This window comes from Streptomyces avidinii (assembly GCF_045161815.1).
Taxonomy (GTDB): domain Bacteria; phylum Actinomycetota; class Actinomycetes; order Streptomycetales; family Streptomycetaceae; genus Streptomyces; species Streptomyces avidinii.
The window spans coordinates 1,131,383-1,151,408 of sequence record NZ_CP108863.1 but is presented as its reverse complement, the minus strand read 5'-3'; the positions used below and the strand labels follow the sequence as shown (position 1 = coordinate 1,151,408).

Genomic DNA, 20,026 nt, shown 5'->3' with positions numbered 1-20,026 from the left:
ATCCGCCCGACGGAGCAAGGGAGGTCGGCCATCGTCCGCCCGGCGCGTGCCGCGGCCTGCGGCGGAAGCTCGACCGGTGCCTGCGGCCCGGCGGCGTCGCCGGTCGCCCGTGCGGCCGGACGTGACGCGCGTCCGGCCGCACGGTCTCGTGCCGGGCGGGTCAGACGATGTCCTCGGCGATCTCCGCCTGTTCGCGGGCGTTGCCGTAGGCCGACGGGGTGCCGTACGAGCGGCGGGCGACGTACCACCAGACGCTGGCCAGGACCAGGACCACCGCCAGGGCGATCACGGCGTAGTTCATGGAGTCGATGGTGACCGGGGACTTCTGGGGCAGGCAGAAGAGGACGGTGACGAGCGCCACCCAGACGACGGCGATCCAGCCGATCGGCTTGCTCCAGCGGCCCAGGCTCCAGGGGCCGGGCTCGAAGCGGTTGCCGGCGCGCAGGCGAAGGTAGATCGGGATGGCGTAGGCCGGGGTGATGCCGATGACGTTGATGGCGGTCACGGCCCCGTAGGCGGTGGCGGAGTACAGCGACGGCAGGGCCAGTACGCCCGCTACGGCGACCGCGAGCCAGACGGCCGGTACCGGCGTCTGGGTCCGGCTGCTGACCTTGCGCCACAGCGCGGAGCCGGGCAGTGCGTTGTCACGGCTGAACGCGAAGACCATCCGGCTCGCGGCGGCGACCTCGGCGTTGCCGCAGAAGAGCTGCGCGACGATGACGACGAGGAGCAGGGCGGTGGCGCCGCCCGAGCCCAGCGCGTCGATGAAGATCTGGGCGGGCGGGACGCCGGTGGCGCTGCCCTGGACGGCCGCGTAGTCCTGGATGGCGAAGGTGAGGCCGGCGAGCAGGGCGAAACCGGCTATCCAGGAGACCCAGATGGCCCGGACGATGCCCTTGGCGGCGGAGACGGACGCGTTGGAGGTCTCCTCCGAGAGGTGCGCGGAGGCGTCGTAGCCGGAGAAGGTGTACTGGGCGAGCAGCAGGCCGACCGCCGCCACGTAGAACGGGTTGGCCCAGCCGGTGTCGTTGACGAACTCGGTGAAGACGAACGAGGCCGACTGGTGGTTGTCGGGTACGAAGGCCAGGGCGCCGACGATCACGGCGACACCGCCCAGGTGCCACCAGACGCTGATGGAGTTGAGCACGCTGACGAGGCGGACGCCGAAGAGGTTGAGCGCGGCGTGCAGCAGCAGGATGCACAGGAAGATCAGGAAGGTCGAGCCGGGGGTGGGCACGAACCCGAAGCGCAGGTTGAGGAAGGCGCCGGTGAACAGGGCCGCGCCGTAGTCGATCCCGGCGATGGCGCCGAGCAGGCCGAGCAGGTTGAGCCAGCCCGTGTACCAGCCCCAGCGGCGTCCGCCGAGCCGGTCGGCCATGTAGTAGAGCGCCCCGGAGGTGGGGTAGGCGCTGGTCACCTCCGCCAGGGCGAGGCCCACGCAGAGCACGAAGAGGCCGACGCCGACCCAGCCCCACAGCATCACGGCCGGGCCGCCGGAGCCCATGCCGAAGCCGTAGAGGGTCATGCAGCCGGAGAGGACGGATATGACCGAGAAGCTGATGGCGAAGTTGCCGAAGCCGCCCATCCGGCGGGCGAGCACGGGCTGGTAGCCGAGTTCCCTGAGCCGTTGTTCCTCGTCCTGCTGGGGTGGGGCCTTGCGATCCGGGCGGGCTGCCCATTCGGTTCTGGACACGGCGGTACCTCCGGGGGTCTGTGGAGCACGGGGGACGGTGGAGCCTGGGGGTGTGGGTGGAGCGAGCGGGGCCGTGCCGTGGGGAAGGAGGCGGGGGTCAGTTCCGGCCGGCCAGGCTGCGAGACCTGGCCTGCAGGAACACCTCCTCGGCGAGGGCGCGGTCGGCCGGGTCACGGGTCCGCTGGGCCCATGGCACGGTGGTCCAGTAAGGCCCGATGGTGTCGAAGACCCGGGCCGCCTCCTCGAACTGGAGGGCTCCCCACAGGGCATGGGCGAGCTGGTTCAGATCGAGCGGGGAGGCGCGCGGCAGGTCGGCGTGGTGGAACCAGGTGTCCATCGCGTGCAGGGCGTCGCGGACGGCGTCCTCCGCGACCCAGTGCAGGTCGAGTGCCCGCTCCTGGCCCCGTTCGCGCCGGTAGCGCTCGACCCTTACGTACAGCGGCAGGACGTGCAGGGGAGATCCCGGGGGTGCGGAACCGGCCGCCCAGTGCACGAAGTTGGCCGCCTCGGAGAGCGGTCCGGGCGTGCCCGCGTACACGAACTGGAGCATGCGGTGGTACGCCTCGCGGTTGTGCGGGTCGCGCTTGTCGGCCTCCGCGAGGATGCCCCAGGGGCCCGGGGGCAGCATCGGGCCGGGTGGCGCGATCCGGTGCTCGGCCATCTGCCGGTGGTCGTCGAGGAGGGCGAGGGCGAGCAGGCAGACCCAGGGCACGGGGTCGGCGGGGCTGATGCCGGCGGCCTCCCGGCAGGTTTCCCAGGCCTCCTGCCACAGCTCACCGGTGCGGGGGTGTCCGGCCCGGTGGGCGCGGACGGCCCGCTCGACGGTGACGCGCGTGTGCATCACGAGTGCGGCGACGCTGTTCGGTTCCTCGGCCCGCCAGGCCTTGACCACGTCGGATCCGGCGGAGACGGCGGCGAGGACCTGGGTGCGCTGGGTCCACAGCCCCCAGCCGTCGGTGCGTTCGAGTAAGCGCGCCATCGACACCCAACGCCCGCTGCGCACGTCCTGGGCGGCGGAACGCAGCTCGTTGTCGTGGCCGGCCGGATGGTAGACGGGCCGGAAATCGCTGCCCGCCATCACCTCGTCCCGGGCGACGGGCGGCGACGGCGGCCCGGTCGGGCGTGTGCTGCGGTGGTCCTGATCATCAGTCCTCGGATCGCATGGAGGGTGGGTCGATCCGGTGCTCGGCCGCCGCGCTGCAGCCTTGCCCGGTGCCAGGGATGCGTGAACCATGCGAGAACTGTTCGGCGAACCCCCGCCGTTGACCCACGGTCGATGTCGCTGCCCGTTGATCGGCGATCACTATAGAGCGATCGTGAGCATTCGCACCCAGAATCTTGTTCGAACGCAAGTATCAAGCCAGGAGCGAGATGTGATTATGCGTCAGTGGCGCGAAACCGGCGCAGGACTGTCGCGGGCGGATCTTGACGGGCGACGTCCGCTGGTGAAGGCTTCCGACCGATGTTCGATCACGGTGACACCAGGGACGGAGCGGTGATGACGGGCCCGGTGCTCGCTGTCGATCAAGGTACCTCGGGGACCAAGGCGCTCGTCGTCTGTCCGGTACGCGGGGTCATCGGCTCCGGATCCGCCCCCGTACGGCCCCGCTACCTGCCGGGCGGCCGCGTCGAGGTCGCCCCCGGCGAGCTGCTGAACTCGGTCGTCGACGCCGGACGCGCCGCGCTGGCGGCGGCCGGCGAGCCCGTGGTGGCGGTGGGCCTCGCCAACCAGGGCGAGACCGTACTCGCCTGGGACCCGGCGACCGGCGAGCCGCTGACCGACGCGATCGTCTGGCAGGACCGGCGCGCCGAACAGCTCTGCACCGAACTGGCCCCGCACGCAGCGGCATTGCGGGAGACGACCGGCCTCCCGCTCGATCCGTACTTCGCCGCCCCCAAGATGGCCTGGATACGCCGCCACCTGACCAGGCGCGGCGTCGTGACCACCAGCGACGTGTGGCTCGTGCACCGCCTCACCGGCGCCTTCGTCACCGACGCGGCGACCGCCGGCCGCACCCAGCTGCTCGACCTCGACACCACCCGCTGGTCGGACGTGGCACTCGACGCCTACGGCCTCACGGGCGAACGGCTGCCGGAGGTCGTCGACGCGGACACCCACGTCGGCACCACCACCGCCTTCGGTCCCGAACTGCCCCTGACGGGACTGCTCGTCGACCAGCAGGCCGCCCTGCTCGCCCAGAGCGTCACCGAGACCGGCACCGCCAAGTGCACCTACGGCACCGGCGCGTTCCTGCTCGCGCAGACCGGCCCGCGCCCCCTGCGCAGTACCTCCGGGCTGGTCGGCTGCGTCGCCTGGCGGCTCGCCGGCCGGACCAGCTACTGCCTCGACGGGCAGGTGTACACGGCCGCCTCCGCCGTGCGCTGGCTCACCGACCTCGGGGTGATCTCCGGCGCCGCGGACATCGACAGCGTGGGCGGGAGCGTCCCGGACGCGGGTGGCGTCACCTTCGTCCCGGCGCTCGCCGGGCTCGCCGCTCCGTGGTGGCGGGGCGACCTGCGGGGCTCCGTCACCGGTCTGGGCCTCGACACCACCGCCGGGCACCTGGTGCGCGCCCTGTGCGACGGCGTCGCCGCCCAGGTGGCGGAACTCGCGGACGCCGTCGCCGCCGACCTCGGCGCCCCGCTCGCCGCCCTGCGCGTCGACGGCGGGCTGACCCGCTCCGCGCTGCTCATGCAGGCCCAGGCCGACCTGCTCGGGATCCCCGTCGAGGTGTCGGCGCTGCCCGACGTCACCGCGCTCGGCGTTGCCGCCGTCGCCCGGCTCGGACTCGACCCCTCGCTCACCCTCTCCGAGGCCGTCCCGCAGTGGAAGCCGTCCGCCGTCTACGAGCCGCGCGCCGACCCGGCGGACGCGGCCGGGCGCCGTACGCGGTTCCGCGCGGCGGTGTCGGCGCTGCTCGCGGAAGCACCGGCGTGAGCGTCACCGCCGTCACCACCGCCGCGACCACCTCCGCCGCAACCACCACCGTCACCACCGGCGGCGCCCTGCCCGGCGGGGAGTACGACGTCACGGTCGTCGGCGCCGGCGTGGTGGGCTCGGCGATTGCCCGCGAACTGGCCCGGCTGCCCCTGCGGATCGCCCTGGTCGACGCGTCCGACGACGTCGGCAACGGCACCTCGAAGGCCAACACCGCCATCCTGCACACCGGTTTCGACGCGGTGCCCGGCACCCTGGAGTCCCGGCTCGTCCGGGAGGGACACCGGCTGCTCTCCGCGTACGCCGCCGAGAGCGGCATCCCGGTGGAGCCGCTCGGGGCGCTCCTCGTCGCCTGGGACGAGGAGCAGCGGGCCGCGCTGCCCGGCCTCGCCGACAAGGCCGTCCGTAACGGGTACCGCGCGGCACGCATCGCCCCGGCCGAGGAGGTCCGGGCCCGCGAGCCGGAGCTCGGGCCCGGTGTGCTGGGCGCGCTCGACGTACCGGGCGAGTCCGTCATCTGCCCCTGGACGACCACCCTCGCGTACGCGACGCAGGCCGTGCGCGCCGGTGTCGCCCTCCACCTCGGCTGCCGTGTGCACCACATCACCCCGGGCGACGTGCACACCCTGGCCACGAGCCGGGGCCCGCTGCGCACCCGGCACCTGGTCAACGCGGCCGGCCTGTACGCCGACGAGATCGACCGGCTCCTCGGTCACGCGGACTTCACCGTGACACCCCGCCGCGGCCAGCTGATCGTCTTCGACGAGCTCGCCCGCGGCCTGGTACGGCACATCCTGCTCCCGGTACCGGGCGCCCTCGGGAAGGGGGTCCTCGTGGCGCCGACGGTGTACGGGAACGTCATGCTCGGTCCGACCGCCGAGGACCTCGACGACAAGACGGACACCGGATCGACCGCCGAAGGGCTCGCGCTGCTGCGGGAGAAGGGCCGGCGGATCCTGCCGGCCCTCCTGGACGAGGAGGTCACCGCCGTCTACGCCGGCCTGCGGGCCGCCACCGGCGACGACGACTACGCGATCCGGGCCCACCCCGCGCAGCGGTACGTCACCGTGGGCGGGATCCGCTCGACGGGCCTGACGGCCTCGATGGCGATCGCCGCCCACGTGGTGGAACTGCTCGCCGACGGCGGTCTGCCGGTGGCGGGCGCGCGGGACCTGGAGCCGGTCCGGATGCCGAACCTGGGCGAGGCGTTCCCCCGGCCGTACCGCGACGCGGAGTTGATCGCGCGGGACCCGGAGTACGGCCGGATCGTCTGCCACTGCGAGCGCGTGACCCGCGGGGAGATCCGCGACGCGCTGGCCCAGACCGTACCGCCCGGCTCGCTCGACGGCCTGCGGCGGCGCACCCGCGCACGGGGCGGCCGCTGCCAGGGCTTCCACTGCGGGCCCGCCGTCCGTGCGCTGTTCGAGGAGGCCCGCAGGTGAACCGCGACCGCACGGTCGACGTCCTCGTCGTCGGCGCCGGCCCCGCCGGGCTGGCCCTGGCCGCCCGCCTCGCCACCGCGGGCGCGGGCCACGTGGAGGTCCTGGAGCGCGAGGAGGACGCGGGCGGGGTGCCCCGGCACTGCCACCACGGAGGCTTCGGGGGCCCCGTACGCCCCTGGCTCACGGGACCGGCATACGCACGGCGGGCCGTGCGGGCGGCGGTCGAGGCCGGGGCCACCGTCCGTACCGGTGTCACCGCCACCGGCTGGGCGGGCCCGCTGTCCCTGGAGACCACGAGCCCGGCGGGCCCGGAGCGGATCACGGCCCGGGCCGTCGTCCTCGCCACGGGCGCCCGGGAGCGCCCCCGCAGCGCCCGGCTGGTGCCGGGCTCCCGCCCGGCCGGTGTGATGACCACCGGGGAGCTCCAGCAGGCGGTGCACCTCTACGGCCAGGACGTCGGCCGACGGGCGGTGGTGGTGGGCGCCGAGCCGGTGGCCCGCCACGCCGTACGCACCCTGCGCCGGGCGGGTGCCGAGGTGGTGGCCGTGGTCACGGAGCGCTCCCGCGGCGCCGCCGTGCCGGGAGTCCCGCTGCTCACGGCCACGACGGTGGGCGAACTGCGCGGCCGGGGCCGCCTGTCGGGCGTGGCCGTGCGCCACGAGGACGGCCGCTCGGGGGTCCTCGCCTGCGACACGGTCGTCTTCACCGGCGACTGGATCCCGGACCACGAGCTGGCGCGCCGCGGCGGCGTCGCCCTGGACCCGGGGACGCGCGGTCCCTCCGTCGACGCGTCCTTCCGTGCGTCGGTGCCGGGGGTCTTCGCGGTCGGCAACGCCCTGCACGGCGTCGAGCCCGCCGCCGCGGCCGCGGCGGCGGGCGCCGCCGCCGCGGTCCCGGTCCTGGACCACCTCTCGGGTGCGCCGTGGCCGGAGCCCGGTCCGCCGCTGACCGTCCGGGCCCCGCTGCTGTGGGTGGCCCCGAACCGCCTCACGTGCCCCACGGACCTCGCGGGGCGGCCGCTGCTGCTGCGGTCCGGGGAGCCGCTGACCAACCCGGTGGTGACGGCCGCCCAGGACGGCCGGCTGCTGTGGAGACGGCGCCACCCGGGCCGGGTGTCGCCGTCGCGGTCGCTGCGGCTCGCACCGGGATGGACGTACCGGGTCGATCGGGCGGGCGGTCCGGTCGTGCTGGGCCTCGGCTGACGGCGGCCCGCCCGGTGCGCCCACCACGCGGCGACGGCCACGGGGGCCGATGATGGGTGGTGTCCCGGTACCGATCACCGGAACCGATCACCGGGACCGAGGTGGGTTGCCGATGCGCCGCAGCACCCCCGACGACGCCGGGCGCCGAAGCCGACGGCCTCAGCTCCTGCGACGACCGCTCGGTACGTGGACGGCCGTGGGGGTCACGGTGGGCGTCCTCGCCGCCGCCAATGTGGCCGTGCACCTGTGGTCGGGCCTGTGGGGCGTACTGACGGCCCTCGTCGTCAGCGGCCTGCTGCTCGGTGTGCTCCGCGCGGCGGGCGGGACCCTCGCGGACGCCGGCCTGGCTCCCGGCACGTACGCCCGCGGTGCCCGGTGGGCGCTGGCCCTGATCGGCCTGGTCGGTGTCGTCTACCTGGCCGGGGCCCTGCTGCCGGCCACCCGGGGGCTGTTCGAGGACCAGCGGTACGCCGGGATGGACGGGGGCGAGGTGCTGCTGCGCGCCATCGTACTGGTGCCCCTCGGCACGGTTCTGGTGGAGGAGATCGCCTTCCGCGGCGTGCTCTACGGTCTGGTGCGCCGCGCCCGCGGGGCGGTGTGGGCGACCGTCGTGTCGAGCCTGCTGTTCGGGCTGTGGCACGTGCTCCCGTCGCTGCATCTGGCGACCGCGAAGCCGGCCGTGGGCACGGTCGTCGGCCAGTCGGCGCTCGGAGCCGTTCTGGCGGTGCTGGGTGCCGTGCTGTTCACGACGGCAGCGGGCGTCCTGTTCTGCGAACTGCGCCGCCGCAGCGACAGCCTGCTGGCTCCGATCGGCCTGCACTGGGCGGTCAATGCGCTCGGCTACCTCTTCGGCTTCCTGCTCCGCTGACCGAACTGCGCCGGCCGCCCGCGCTCACTGCGGCGGCGAGACGATGTTCCTCAGCCGGTCCAGGTCCTGCGCCGTGAACCCGTCGGGCCGCATCACGGCGTTCCACGCATCGACGTACGCGGCCTTGTACGTGTGACCGTGGCCGTCCGGCACACCCGTGGAGAACGGCAGGTCGGCGGTGACCTGCCAGAAGGTCACGAACGGGATCCACACCATCGCGCCGAGCACGTCCGAGCCGGGCGCCTCCCCGATCCAGTCGGGCTCGGACAGGGCCAGTCGCGGGCTCCACCAGACGATCGGGTCGGACGGGTGCATGAGGTAGAGGACCCGCGTGCCGTCCCACGGCCGGTCCGCCGGAGGCATCCCGGCGGCCGGATCGTCGGTGAACCGCACGGTCCGGCCGTCCCGGAAGACGGGCTCGATCTCGGGACTGCCCGGGTCGCGGTCGTCGCTGAACTCGCGGAACAGGGTGTTGAAGTTGGGCGGGCCGGCGAACAGCGTGCCGGCGGTGCGGTTGCGCAGGTCGTACTCCCCGCTGAAGGCCGTCTCGCCGCCGAACGACCCCAGGCTCTCACCCGCCACGAACAGCCGCGGGCGCCGGTCCTGCGGCAGCTTGGACCACTTGTCGTAGACCGCGTCGAAGAGGTCGCGGCCGGCCTCGCGCGCCTTGGACTGGTCGACGAGGTACGACATCCACGAGGGCAGGTACGAGTACTGGATCGCCACGCTGGCGGAGTCGCCATTGCCGAGGTACTCGAACGAGTCCACGGCGGCGGGATCCACCCAGCCGCTGCCCGTGGTGGTCATCACGAGCAGGTTCTCGCGCTCGAAGCCGCCCGCCCGTTCGAGGTCCGCGACGGCCCGCTCCGCCCGGGTCTCCGTGCTGTCGGAGGTCTCCAGTCCGGCGTAGGCCCGGACGGGCTCCTGCGCCGTGCGGTGGGTGAACGCGCCGATCTCCTGGGCCGTCGGTCCCTTGCCGGTGAACGCCCGGCCCTCCCTGCCCAGCGAGTCCCAGGGCACCAGCGAGCCGGGCCCGCCCGAACGCAGGGACGACGTGGGCTGGTGCACGCCTTCCGGGGTTTCGGTGTCACGCAGCGAGAAGGCCTCGTTGGCGGCGTTCACGAAGCCGGACAGCAGCAGCCCGGAGAACGCGGCCCACGCCAGCCCCACCACCAGAATCCAGCCGACCACCCGTGCCGCCCGCCGGCCGATCCAGCGCCCGAGCAGGTCGGCGGCCCAGTGGTAAAGGGCCCGTAGTCCCCGCCCGGCCATGAGCAGGAGCAGGAAGACGAGAGCCGCGACGAACGGGCAGGCGACAACGGTGAGGACGTTGTGGTCGGTGACCCCCATGAGTCGGCGGATCTCGTGCTGCCAGTACTGGCCGAGCCCGAAGGCGACGCCGAAGAGCACGACCGCGCCGACCGCCAGGACCGGCCAGGACCGGCGCGAGGGCGTACGCGCGTCCCGGTCGGCGAAGGCGCGCCACACGAAGGCGGCGACCAGGCCCAGCCCGTAGCCGATGGCCGCGCTGATGCCGCACACCAGACCCTGGAGTACGCCGCCACGGGGGAGCAGTGACGGGGTGAAGGACAGGCACGCCAGCAGGAGCGCGCCCCAACAGCCGGGCAGCGTCAGGCGGGGCAACCAACGGTACGTGCGCGGAGCCGGTCCGTCCGAGGAAGGAACCGGCTGGTCATCGGTCATGGCGACCTCCGTGGACATCGTCCCCCCGCCCGGTCCCTCCTGCCATCCGGAGCCGGCGGCCCCGGCCGTTCACCCCTCGCCGGGGGGCCGTTCGGACGGAGCGGGAGGGGTCCACTGCGCTCCGGTGCGCAGCCGGAACGCGGCGACGGCGGCCTCCACGGTGGGGAAGAAGTGCCGGGGATCGATGGTCCGGGTGAGTTCGTACCGCTCGATCTTGTGCCGCACGGGGTCCTTGAGCTCGGCGAACACGAGGTGCACGTCCTTCGCGTTGAGCGCCTCGTCGAGCTCCTCCAGGATGTCGGCGGCGGTGGTGTCCACATCGGTCATCGGCTCGGCGGCGACCACGATCCAGCTCGGCCGCGGATCGGCGGCCGCCAGCCGGCGGACCTGGTCCCGGAAGGTCTTGGCGTTGGCGAAGAAGAGCGGTGCGTCGAACCGGTAGATCACCAGGCCCGGCAGCCGGTCGGCCCGCGGGTACGAACTGACGTCGTGGTAGCCCTCCAGGCCCGGCACCCGTCCGAGCACGGTGGCGTACGGCCACCAGGCGCGCCGGAAGACGTTGAGGACCGACAGGGCCACGGCGATGGCGATCCCGGGCAGCACACCGAGCAGGGCCACGCCGGCGAAGGCCGCGAAGCACAGCAGGAACTCCGCCCGGCGCTGGCGCCACAGCCGCACGGCCCCCGGGATGTCGGCCAGCGACAGCGACGCGGTGATGACCACGGCGGCCAGGGCCGGCTGGGGGAGGTTGCGGAACAGGCCCGGCGCCAGCACGAGCATGAGGACGATGAGCGCCGCTCCGACGACGCCGGTGAGCTGGCTCCTGGCCCCCGCCCGCTCCGCCACCGCCGTCCGGGACCCGCTGGTGCTGACGGGGAAGCCCTGGAAGAGCGCGGCCGCCAGGTTGGCCGCGCCGACGCCCGCCATCTCCTGGTTGCCGCGTACCTCCTGTCCCGTACGCGCCGCGAAGGCGGACGCGTTGGAGATCGTGTCGGCCAGGGACACCAGAGCGATGCCCAGCGCACCGCCGAGCAGCGGCACGAGGTCGGCCGCCCGTACGTCGGGGATCGTGAACGGCGGGAAACCCTCGGGCAGTACGCCGACCAGGCCGACGCCGTGTGCGCCGAGGTCGAGGACGGTGGTCGCGGCGATCGCCAGGACCACCATCACGAGCACCGCCGGGATCTTCGGCAGGAAGCGCTGCAGGACCAGGATCAGGGCGATCCCGCCGAGGCCCACGGCGGCAGCGGCCGGCACCGTCGCCCCGTCGGCGAGTTGCTGCACCAGGCCGACGCACTCGCCGATCAGGCTGTCCGCCTCGACCTTGAAGCCGAGCAGCTTGGGCAGCTGGCCGACCAGAATGGTCAGGGCCAGCCCGTTCATGTAGCCGATCATCGTGGGTTTGGAGATCAGGTCGGCGATGAAGCCGAGCTTCGCCACCGAGGCCAGGATCATGATGGCCGCCACCATGAGCGCGAGCATCGACGCCAGCGCGACGGCCCGGTCGGGGTCCCCGTCGGCCGCCACGAGCGGCAGCACGGTCGCGGCGATCATCGGCCCGAGCGAGGAATCCGGGCCCAGCACCAGGATCCGGGACGGACCGAACACCGCGTATCCGAGCAGGCAGAGGATCGTCGTGTACAGGCCGGTGATCGCCGGCAGGCCCGCCAGCTCGGCGTACGCCATTCCCTGCGGCACCAGCAGCGTGGTCAGGACGACCCCCGCGACCAGGTCCTTGGACAGCCATGCGCGCCGGTACGACGAGACCGCGCGGATCCCCGGCACGGAGCGCAGGCGGGCGAGCACCCCGTGGCTGTCCGCCTGTCCGGTCACGGACCTGGTCACGGACCCGCCTTCCTCAGGCGGCCTTCGACCGGCGGGCCACGAGCTTGCCCAGTTCCCACACGAGCAGCAGCGCGAGGGCGGCCAGCAGCGCCCAGCCGAACTGCCGCGCGTCGATCTCGGTCGTCCCGAGGATGCGCCGGAAGCCGTCCAGCTGGGTCACCAGCACGGACAGCGCCACCTGGGCCAGGGCGACCCAGTTCATCTGCTTGCTGTCGAAGGTCGACGTCGTCAGCACGGAATCCGTCTCGCTGCGGCACTCGAACGCCGCGACGATCAGGCACAGCGAGAAGGCGGTGAAGGCGATCGACTGGCCCGTCGCGGTGCTCCCGTAGCGGCTCTCGCCGAGCTGGATCAGCCCGAGCAGGAGGACGGTGATGGCCAGTCCGCCCAGCCCGACCGTGACCAGCACGGGCCGCGTCAGCACCGATTCCCCGCGCGGCCGCGGTCTGCGCCGCATGAGTCCGGCGCTCTCGCGGTCGAAGCCGAGCGCGAAGCCGAACGAGGCGTTGACGACGAAGTGGATCCACAGCACCTGCGGCGGGGTGAAGGGCTCGCCCGCGGCGATGTTGAAGACGGTGGCCCCGAGGAACGTCAGCACGAAGGTGACCAGCAGGAGCAGGACGAACCGGATGTACTTGGTCAGGTTGTCGTAGATCGTCCGGCCCTGCTCCACGGCGTAGACGATGGTCGCGAAGTTGTCGTCGGAGAGGATCATGCGACCGGCGTTCTTCGCCACGTCCGTGCCACTGCCCATGGCGATACCGATGTCGGCGGCCTTGATGGCGGGCGCGTCGTTGACGCCGTCCCCGGTCATCGCCACGACCTCGCCCTTCTTCTTGAGCGTGTTCGCGAGCAGCACCTTGTGCTCCGGCGCGACCCGCCCCACCACCCCGATCCCCTCGATGCGGGCGAGCTGTTCCTCCTCGCTCATGGCGGCGAACTCGGAGCCGAGCACCGCCTCGCCGGGGATGCCGATCTGCCGGGCGATCGCCGCCCCGGTCGTGACGTCGTCCCCGGTCACCAGGCGGACCCGGATGTGTGCCGCCTGCGCGTCGGCCACCGCGGCCCGGGCCTCCTCACGGGGCGGATCGACCATGCCGACGAGACTGGTCATCCGCAGCCCGGTGACGTACGCGAGCAGGTCGCCGTCCGGATCGAAGCCGTCCGGGTCCAGGTCACGCATGGCCGCGGCCATCACCCGGCGCCCCTCGCCGCCCATCCGCTCGCTCTCCTCCTCCGCCCGGCGGAGCAGATCGGCGTCCCAGGGGACGCTCTCGCCCGCCGCGAGCGCGGTGGCGGCCCGCGCCATGACCGCCGGGCCCGCTCCCTTGACGAAGCAGCGCACGACCGGCCGCCCGGAGGCGTCGACCGCCGAGTGGAAGGTGGCCATCAGCTTGTACTCGGGGTCGAACGGGAGGGTGGCGAGCCGGGGCAGCGCGTCCCTTGTGGCATCGGTGTCCAGGCCGGCCTTGTGCGCGAGCACCAGCAGCGCGCCCTCGGTGGGATCGCCCACCACCGCGCCGTCCACCAGCTTGGCGTCACTGGCCACCACATAGGGCAGGATCGCGTCCTCGATCCCGGCGGCGGACCCGGCGGCGTGATGGACCTTGCCCTCGAGTCCGTAGCCCGTGCCCGAGACCGTGTACCGGTCGGTCGGGCTCAGCACCTCCACGGCGGTCATCTGGTTCATCGTCAGGGTGCCGGTCTTGTCCGAGTTGATCGCCGAGGTGAACGCCAGTGTCTCCACCGACGGCAGCTCCTTCACGATGGCGTTCCGCTTCGCCAGGTTCAGGCTCCCGACGGACAGGATCGCCTGGGTCACCGTCGGCAGGGCCTCGGGGATCGCCGCGATGGCCAGCGAGACGGCGCTGACGAACAGCACGTCCCAGGCCTGGTCCCGCTGGCGTCCCAGGGCGAACATCACGACCATGGTGAGGCCCGCCGCCGCCGTGATCCACAGGGTCAGCCGGTCGAGCTCCCTGGTCAGCGGCGGCACTTCCTTCTCGGTGGCCGCCAGCATCCCGGAGATCTTGCCGAGCTCGGTGTCCGCACCGGTCGCGGTGACGACCATGACACCGCTGCCGTGGGTGACCGGGGTGTTCATGAACGCCGTGTTGGTCCGGTCGCCGGGCGAGAGACGGCTGCCCGCCAGCGCGCCGGTCTCCTTCGCGGCGGGCACGCTCTCGCCGGTGAGCGCCGACTCGTCGATCTGCAGGGCGCTGGCCTCGACGAGACGTCCGTCGGCCGGCACCTGGTCCCCGGCGGAGATGAGCACGACATCTCCCGCGACGAGCAGTTCGGCGGGGATCTCGGCCTCCGTGCCGTCCCTGCGCACCCGCGCCGTCGCCTTCATCATCGACTTCAGCGCGTTCATGGCGCTCTCGGCCTTGCCCTCCTGGCGCAGACCCACGACCGCGTTCAGCAGGGTCAGCACGATCAGCAGGATCGCGGTGGTCCACTCCTGGATGACCAGCGAGACGATCGCCGCGGCCACGAGGACGAGCTGCATGTAACTGCGGTACTGCGCGAGGAACCGGCGCCAGGCGGGAGTGCGCTGCTCCTCGGGCAGCGCGTTCGGGCCGTGCGCGGCCAGGAGTTCGGCGGCCTGCGCGGCGGACAGGCCGACCGCGGGATCGACACCGAACGCCGCCACGACCTCCTCGGGGGAGCGCGCGTACCAGTCGGCCCCGGCATTCCGGGACCGTTCCGCCGGGGAATCCGACCGCACCGTCATGGTTGTGCCTCCGATCCGGGGCCGCGGACGCATCCGGGCCGGCCGTGCGCAGTCCGAGGGCCGCTAGCGACGCTTCTTCCTGCCCCTGCCCCTGCGCCTCCCCCTGCCCCTGGCCCTGCCCTCGTCCCCGTGCCCGCCGGACCGGGCCCCCGACGGATGCCGGGCGGCGTACGGATCGGCCGGCGCCCCGGCGGGGGCCTCCCGCTCCAGGCCCCGTTTCGCGACGAGGAGGTCCTTGCGCGCCTCCTCCGCCACCTCGGGGAACTGCGGATCGATCTCCATCAGGGTGTGCGCGAGGATCGCCGCCGCGGAGATGCGCGCGAACCACTTCCGGTCCGCCGGTACGACGTACCAGGGCGCCCACTTCGTACTCGTGGCCGACAGCATGTCGGAGAAGGCGTCCTGGTAGTCGTCCCACCGGCGCCGCTCCCGGACATCGGCGGCGGAGAACTTCCAGTTCTTCTCCGGCAGGTCGAGCCGCTTCAGGAAGCGGGTGCGCTGCTCCTCCTTGGACAGGTTCAGGAAGATCTTCACCACCTTGAACCCGTTGTCCGTGAGGTAGCGCTCCCAGCGGTTGATCTCGCGGTAGCGGCGGTCCCAGAGGCCCTCGCCGAGCGCGCGGTCCGGCAGTTTCTGGCGCAGGAGGACCTCGGGGTGCACCCGTACGACGAGGACCTCCTCGTAGTGCGAGCGGTTGAAGATGGCGATCTCGCCGCGCGAGGGCAGCCGCCGGGCGTAACGCCACAGGTAGTCGTGGTCGAGCTCCTCGGCGGACGGCACTTTGAAGCTGCTGACCCGGACTCCCTGGGGGTTGACGCCGCTCATCACGTGGCGGATCGTCCCGTCCTTGCCGCCGGCGTCCAGCGACTGGAGGCAGAGCACCACGCCGTACGTGTCCTGGGCGGCCAGCCGTTCCTGGTACTCGGCGAGCAGCGACACCCCGGTCCGCAGCAGCTCGACGCCCTCCCGCTTCTTCATGCCGGCCTTGTAGCGGGGGTCGAAGTCCCGCGCCAGGTGCACCTTGGATCCCGGTGGTACCCGCAGCGGCTCGATGAAGTCAGCGATGCGTTCGGCTCTGTGGTCCGCCATCAGCCCTCGGCCTCCCCATTGCACGCCGGGCCGGGAACGGCGCGGAAGGCGGCGGCGAGCGCCTTCCGGGACCGGCGCTCGGCCAGGATCGGGACGTAGTTCCTGACCCGGGCCCCGCGGAAGAAGTCGTAGGCGGCCTTGACCGCCGCCTCTACGGCGGCCTGGTCGGCCGCGGGGTAGGCCGTCCTCAGCCGCAGGACCGTGTCCCGGACGGACGCGAGTTCCTCGGGCGTGGGCTGCACCTCGGCCGGTGCCGGTGCCGGCACCGGTGCTCCGGGGTCGTCGAGGGCAAGGCCGGTACCGGCCCGTTCCGCGCCGCCCTGGAGCGCTTCAGATGGCATGTCCCACGACCTTCGGACCGTCGATCCGCACATTCCCGCCAACGGATGTGTCTCGTGGTCATTCTCTGCTCAACCCGACAAGATCGCCCTCTGTCGCAGCGAATGTGTACTCAGCGTGCGGCGAGCCGCTCCATGAGGGCGGCGCTGCGCGCCAGCACCTCGCGCTCCTCGGCGGTGAGCTCCAGCTCGATGGCCTGGGCGAGCCAGCCCGCACGGCGCCCGCGCTCGGCGGCCCACCGCCAGCCGCTCTACCGCTACCTCGGCGGCGCCGACGCCCGCCTTCTCCCGCTGCCGATGATGAACATCGTCAACGGCGGCGCCCACGCCGACAGCCCGCTGGACTTCCAGGAGTTCATGATCGCGCCGATCGGTGCGCAGACCTTCGCGGAAGCCGTCCGGATGGGTTCCGAGGTCTTCCATACGCTCCGTCGCGATCTGCTGGCCGCCGGGCATGCCACGGGCGTCGGTGACGAGGGCGGCTTCGCGCCCGCACTCCGTACCGCCGAGGAGGCACTCGACTTCGTCATCGCGGCCGTCGAGCGCACCGGCTACCGGCCCGGCACGGACATCGGCCTGGTCATGGACCCGGCATCCTCGGAGTTCTTCCGGGACGGCATGTACGTGTATGCGGGTGAGGGGGTGCGCCGCACCCCCACCGAACACGCCGACTACCTGGCCAAGCTGATCGACGCGTACCCGGTCGTCTCCATCGAGGACCCGATGGCCGAGGACGACCTCGACGGCCGGCGGGAGCTCACCGCCCGCGTCGGTGACCGCTGCCAGCTCACCGGCGACGACGCGTTCTGCACCAACGAGAATCTGCTGCGCGAGGGCATTCGTACCGGTGTCGGCAACTCCGTCCTGGTCAAGGTCAACCAGATCGGCACCCTGACCGAGGCCCTCGCCACGGTCGCCACCGCGCACCGCGCCGGCTGGACCGTCGTCATGTCGCACCGTTCCGGCGAGACGGAGGACACCGCGATCGCGGACCTGGCGGTGGCGACGGGCTGCGGCCAGATCAAGACGGGCTCGCTGTCCCGGTCCGACCGTACGGCGAAGTACAACCAGCTCATCAGGATCGAAGAGGAGCTGGGCGCATCCGCGCGGCGGGAGTCCCGCCGATCACTCCGCCGTGGCGGCGGTGTCGCACTCCGCGGCGCCGCCTCGGATGACCTCCGTGCACAGGGCGGCTTCGACCTTGCCCAGCAGGCGGGTCAGCTCGGTGCGTTCGGCGGCGTCGAGGCCGTCCAGGGTCTGGCGTTCCAGCTCGCCCCAAGCCCTGCGGACCTCGACCAGCAGCCCGCAGCTGGCATCCGTCGCCTCGACCAGCGAGGCCCGCCGGTCCGCGGGGTCCGGGCGGCGTCGCACGTGGCCGGACTGCTCCAGGCGCTGGAGCATCTTGGTCACCGTCGACGGGTCGAGACCGACCGCCTTGATCAGTTCGGACTGGCGCACGGCCCCGCTGTCCCAGAGGTGCATCATCAGGAACTCCTGCCCCGGGTGCAGCCCCAGGTCCCGCAGGACCCGGCCCGCGGCGATCCGGTGGAGTCGGGCGACCCGACTGATCGCATGACTCACCGGCCCGTCCAGCACCGCGCTGGGCGCCGCCGCGCACTGCGAGACGGCGCGCGGCTCCTGTACGGATTCCGCGGTCATGGGGGTGCTCCTCCTGGTCGGTCCGTCCGGCAGGTCCGGAGGGGGTTCTCGACGTGATTCTACCTACCGCCCACATTTTACTTTGGTCGGCCAAGTAATGAGGTACGCTGCTGTCCGGAGCCAATCATTGGCCGGCCAACTATCAATGTGAGGCAAAAATGACCAGCGCTTTCGAACCGGTTCACGTCGCCGGCGCCGCCCTCTCCAACCGGATCGCCCTGGCCCCGATGACCCGCAGCCGCGCGGGAGCGGGCGGCGTCGCGACCGGCCTCGTCGCCGAGTACTACACCCAGCGCGCATCCGCCGGTCTGATCATCAGTGAGGGGATCCAGCCCTCCGTCGTCGGACAGGGCTACCCCTTCACCCCCGGCCTGCACAACACCGAGCAGGTCGCGGCCTGGCGCGAGGTCACCGACTCGGTGCACGCGGCAGGCGGCCGGATCTTCGCCCAGCTGATGCACTCCGGCCGCATCGGCCACCCGACGCTGCTGCCCGACGGCCTCGTCCCCGTGGCCCCGTCCGCGGTGGCCGCCCAGGGGCAGCTCTTCACCGGCGAGGGCATGAAGGACTTCGTGACACCCCACGAACTGACCGGCGCCGAGGTACGGCAGACCGTCGCCGACTTCGCGGAGGCCGCCCGCAACGCCGTGGAGGCCGGCTTCGACGGGGTCGAGCTGCACGGCGCCAACGGCTACCTGATCCACCAGTTCCTGGCCCCCGGCTCGAACCTGCGCACCGACGAATGGGGCGGCCCGGTGGAGAACCGGATCCGCTTCGCCGTGGAGGCGGTCAAGGCCGTGGCCGCCGCGATCGGCGCCGAGCGCACCGCGCTGCGCGTCTCGCCCGGCAACCCGTACAACGACATCTCCGAGCCCGACCCGCAGGCCGCCTACGAGGCGCTGGTCAAGGAGATCGACGGACTCGGCCTGGCCTACCTGCACGTCCTGGAGTACGGCCCCGAGGCACGCGAGGCCACCCTCGCCCTGCGCAAGCAGTTCTCCGGACCGTTCGTCCTGAACCCGGCCACCGAAGGCCCCACCGACCACCGCGCCCTCACCCTGATCGAGGACGGCGTCGCCGACCTCCTCGCCTTCGGCGCGCTCTTCCTGGCCAACCCCGACCTGCCCGATCGCCTGCGCACCGAGGGCCCGTACAACACCCCGGACCCCACCACCTTCTTCGGGGGCGACGCCCGCGGCTACACCGACTACCCGACGCGCTGAGCCGTCCCGGGGCTCCGGCAGGATGACCCCGTGAAGCTCATACCGGGAAGCCGTGACAGCGCAGCCCGCCTCGCGGCGGCCGCGGCCGCGCTGGTGACCGTGGGCGCGGGGCTGGGACTGCGGTCCGTGGCCACGGGGAACGTGGCGAAGTACGGCGGGGACGCGCTGTACACCGTCCTGCTGCTGACCCTCGTCGTTCTCGTCGCGCCCCGGCTGACGCCCCTGCGGGCGGCCGCGACCGCGCTGGCCGCCAGCTGGGCCGTCGAGTTCCTCCAGCTCACCGCCCTGCCGGCAGACCTCTCCCGGCACAGCACCGCTGCCCGCCTGGTGCTCGGGTCCACCTTCAACGCGCCCGACCTGTTCTGGTACGTGGCCGGCGCGGCGGTCGGCTGGCTCCTCCTCACGGCGCTGCGCCCGTCAGGAGCGCGTGAAGAGCCGGCCGGCGGGACACTCGTCCCGCCGGCTCCGGCCTCGCGCTCCTGGCCGGCGCCTTGAGGTCGGTGTTCAGCCGGAGGACGTTGACGCGGGGCTCTCCCATGAAGCCGAGCGTGCGGCCCTCGGTGTGCTGCTGCACCAGCTTCTCGACCTGCTGGACGTCGAGGCCGTTCTGCTCGGCGACCCGGTGGACCTGGAGCTCGGCGTAGGCCGTGGAGATGTTCGGGTCGAGGCCGGAGCCGGAGGAGGTGGCGGCGTCGGCCGGGACGTCCTGCGGCCGCACCGTGTGGCCGGCCGTGGTGTTGTCCGCGATGACCGCGGCCTTGGCGTCCTCGACCAGCTCGACCAGCTCCGGGTCGATCGAGGCGAAGCCGAGCGAGCCGGGCAGGATGCCCTGGGCCCGCTGGAGGGCGTAGAGGAACAGGACGCTCACCGCCGAGAAGGCGAGGACGCCGCGCAAGTAGGCGGGCCAGCGCATCTCCGCCGACGGGTTGGCTCCGATGGCCCTGTAGATCCGCTTCTCCGGCCTGTAGTGCTTCTCGGAGGAGTGGACCCGGGCCATGTGGTCGCCCGGTGGACGGTAGGCCGGCGCGAGCGCGGCGATCAGTGCGAGGAGCTGGAGCACACCAGCGATTTCGGGGCTCATAGCGGTGCTCAGAACATCTCCGGGTACACGAGGGCGAGGATGAGATATCCGAGCAGGGAAACGGCGACCGCGAGACCGACGATGTTTTCGACGTTCACAGCTTGGCCACCCCTCGGGCGATGAGAGCCACCAGTGCGAAGATGACGAGATGGAATCGGCCGTGTGGCCGAAGATGAGCAAACCGCGGGTCCGGCCGGGCCTCAAGACCCT

General features: G+C 72.7%; 15 protein-coding genes and 4 pseudogenes. 7 read left to right on the top strand and 12 right to left on the bottom strand.

Going from position 1 to position 20,026, the window contains the following annotated elements; genetic code table 11:
- Nucleotides 1–160: 160 nt before the first annotated feature.
- Complete coding sequence (locus tag OG373_RS05270; protein WP_397728307.1) at nt 161–1,585, bottom strand: amino acid permease; 1,425 nt, start codon at nt 1,583–1,585, stop codon at nt 161–163.
- Nucleotides 1,586–1,790: 205 nt separating this feature from the next.
- Nucleotides 1,791–2,771: a hypothetical protein gene (locus tag OG373_RS05265; RefSeq protein WP_405436226.1), complete on the bottom strand. Its 981-nt coding sequence runs from the start codon at nt 2,769–2,771 to the stop codon at nt 1,791–1,793.
- Between the two features lie 420 nt (nt 2,772–3,191).
- On the opposite strand from OG373_RS05265, the gene OG373_RS05260 reads away from it, so the two are divergent.
- The 4 genes from OG373_RS05260 to OG373_RS05245 all read left to right on the top strand — a co-directional run bounded on the left by OG373_RS05260 (nt 3,192) and on the right by OG373_RS05245 (nt 8,143).
- Nucleotides 3,192–4,631, top strand: a complete 1,440-nt coding sequence (locus tag OG373_RS05260) for an FGGY family carbohydrate kinase (RefSeq protein ID WP_405443943.1) — start codon at nt 3,192–3,194, stop codon at nt 4,629–4,631.
- On the top strand, nt 4,628–6,073 hold the full coding sequence (locus OG373_RS05255) for an FAD-dependent oxidoreductase (RefSeq protein ID WP_405436224.1): 1,446 nt from the start codon (nt 4,628–4,630) through the stop codon (nt 6,071–6,073). Before OG373_RS05260 ends, OG373_RS05255 begins: the two co-directional genes overlap by 4 nt.
- On the top strand, nt 6,070–7,275 hold the full coding sequence (locus OG373_RS05250) for an NAD(P)/FAD-dependent oxidoreductase (protein ID WP_405436222.1): 1,206 nt from the start codon (nt 6,070–6,072) through the stop codon (nt 7,273–7,275). The genes OG373_RS05255 and OG373_RS05250 overlap by 4 nt, the downstream gene beginning before the upstream one ends.
- Nucleotides 7,276–7,387: 112 nt before the next feature.
- Nucleotides 7,388–8,143 carry a CPBP family intramembrane glutamic endopeptidase gene (locus OG373_RS05245; RefSeq protein ID WP_405436221.1) on the top strand — a complete coding sequence of 252 codons (756 nt, stop codon included), beginning with the start codon at nt 7,388–7,390 and terminating at the stop codon, nt 8,141–8,143.
- A gap of 24 nt (nt 8,144–8,167) precedes the next feature.
- Here the strand turns inward: OG373_RS05245 and OG373_RS05240 are convergent, their stop codons facing one another.
- The 6 genes and pseudogenes from OG373_RS05240 to OG373_RS05215 all read right to left on the bottom strand — a co-directional run.
- The gene (locus OG373_RS05240; protein ID WP_405436219.1) at nt 8,168–9,847 is read right to left on the bottom strand and encodes an alpha/beta hydrolase; all 1,680 of its coding nucleotides are present in this window, start codon (nt 9,845–9,847) and stop codon (nt 8,168–8,170) included.
- A gap of 69 nt (nt 9,848–9,916) precedes the next feature.
- Nucleotides 9,917–11,680: a SulP family inorganic anion transporter gene (locus OG373_RS05235; RefSeq protein WP_405443941.1), complete on the bottom strand. Its 1,764-nt coding sequence runs from the start codon at nt 11,678–11,680 to the stop codon at nt 9,917–9,919.
- 25 nt (nt 11,681–11,705) lie between these two features.
- Entirely contained in the window at nt 11,706–14,426 is a 2,721-nt protein-coding gene (locus tag OG373_RS05230; RefSeq protein WP_405436217.1) for a cation-translocating P-type ATPase, read from the bottom strand.
- Nucleotides 14,427–14,489: 63 nt separating this feature from the next.
- A complete protein-coding gene (locus OG373_RS05225; RefSeq protein WP_405436215.1) occupies nt 14,490–15,515 on the bottom strand; it encodes a polyphosphate kinase 2 family protein in 1,026 nt (341 codons plus the stop codon).
- Complete coding sequence (locus tag OG373_RS05220) at nt 15,515–15,856, bottom strand: three-helix bundle dimerization domain-containing protein (protein ID WP_405436213.1); 342 nt, start codon at nt 15,854–15,856, stop codon at nt 15,515–15,517. The genes OG373_RS05225 and OG373_RS05220 overlap by 1 nt, the downstream gene beginning before the upstream one ends.
- A 110-nt stretch (nt 15,857–15,966) precedes the next feature.
- Nucleotides 15,967–16,086: pseudogene (locus OG373_RS05215) on the bottom strand (MarR family transcriptional regulator); the annotation flags it as partial.
- Here OG373_RS05215 and OG373_RS05210 point away from each other — a divergent pair.
- Nucleotides 16,082–16,990: pseudogene (locus OG373_RS05210) on the top strand (phosphopyruvate hydratase); the annotation flags it as partial. The pseudogenes OG373_RS05215 and OG373_RS05210 sit on opposite strands and share 5 nt — an antisense overlap.
- Here OG373_RS05210 and OG373_RS05205 read toward each other — a convergent pair.
- The gene (locus tag OG373_RS05205) at nt 16,979–17,512 is read right to left on the bottom strand and encodes a MarR family winged helix-turn-helix transcriptional regulator (RefSeq protein ID WP_405443939.1); all 534 of its coding nucleotides are present in this window, start codon (nt 17,510–17,512) and stop codon (nt 16,979–16,981) included. The pseudogene OG373_RS05210 and the gene OG373_RS05205 overlap by 12 nt on opposite strands.
- A 158-nt stretch (nt 17,513–17,670) precedes the next feature.
- On the opposite strand from OG373_RS05205, the gene OG373_RS05200 reads away from it, so the two are divergent.
- Both OG373_RS05200 and OG373_RS05195 read left to right on the top strand, forming a co-directional pair.
- Nucleotides 17,671–18,735 carry an alkene reductase gene (locus OG373_RS05200; protein ID WP_405436211.1) on the top strand — a complete coding sequence of 355 codons (1,065 nt, stop codon included), beginning with the start codon at nt 17,671–17,673 and terminating at the stop codon, nt 18,733–18,735.
- A gap of 30 nt (nt 18,736–18,765) precedes the next feature.
- Nucleotides 18,766–19,230, top strand: coding sequence for a DUF2809 domain-containing protein (locus tag OG373_RS05195; RefSeq protein WP_405436210.1), 465 nt, complete (start codon nt 18,766–18,768; stop codon nt 19,228–19,230).
- Here the strand turns inward: OG373_RS05195 and OG373_RS05190 are convergent.
- The 3 genes and pseudogenes from OG373_RS05190 to kdpF all read right to left on the bottom strand — a co-directional run.
- Nucleotides 19,136–19,480: pseudogene (locus OG373_RS05190) on the bottom strand (potassium-transporting ATPase subunit C); the annotation flags it as partial. The gene OG373_RS05195 and the pseudogene OG373_RS05190 overlap by 95 nt on opposite strands.
- 39 nt (nt 19,481–19,519) lie before the next feature.
- Nucleotides 19,520–19,816, bottom strand: a pseudogene (locus OG373_RS05185) (potassium-transporting ATPase subunit KdpA); the annotation flags it as partial.
- An 8-nt stretch (nt 19,817–19,824) separates the two neighbouring features.
- On the bottom strand, nt 19,825–19,914 hold the full coding sequence (gene kdpF, locus OG373_RS05180; RefSeq protein ID WP_405436208.1) for a K(+)-transporting ATPase subunit F: 90 nt from the start codon (nt 19,912–19,914) through the stop codon (nt 19,825–19,827).
- Nucleotides 19,915–20,026 lie beyond the last annotated feature (112 nt).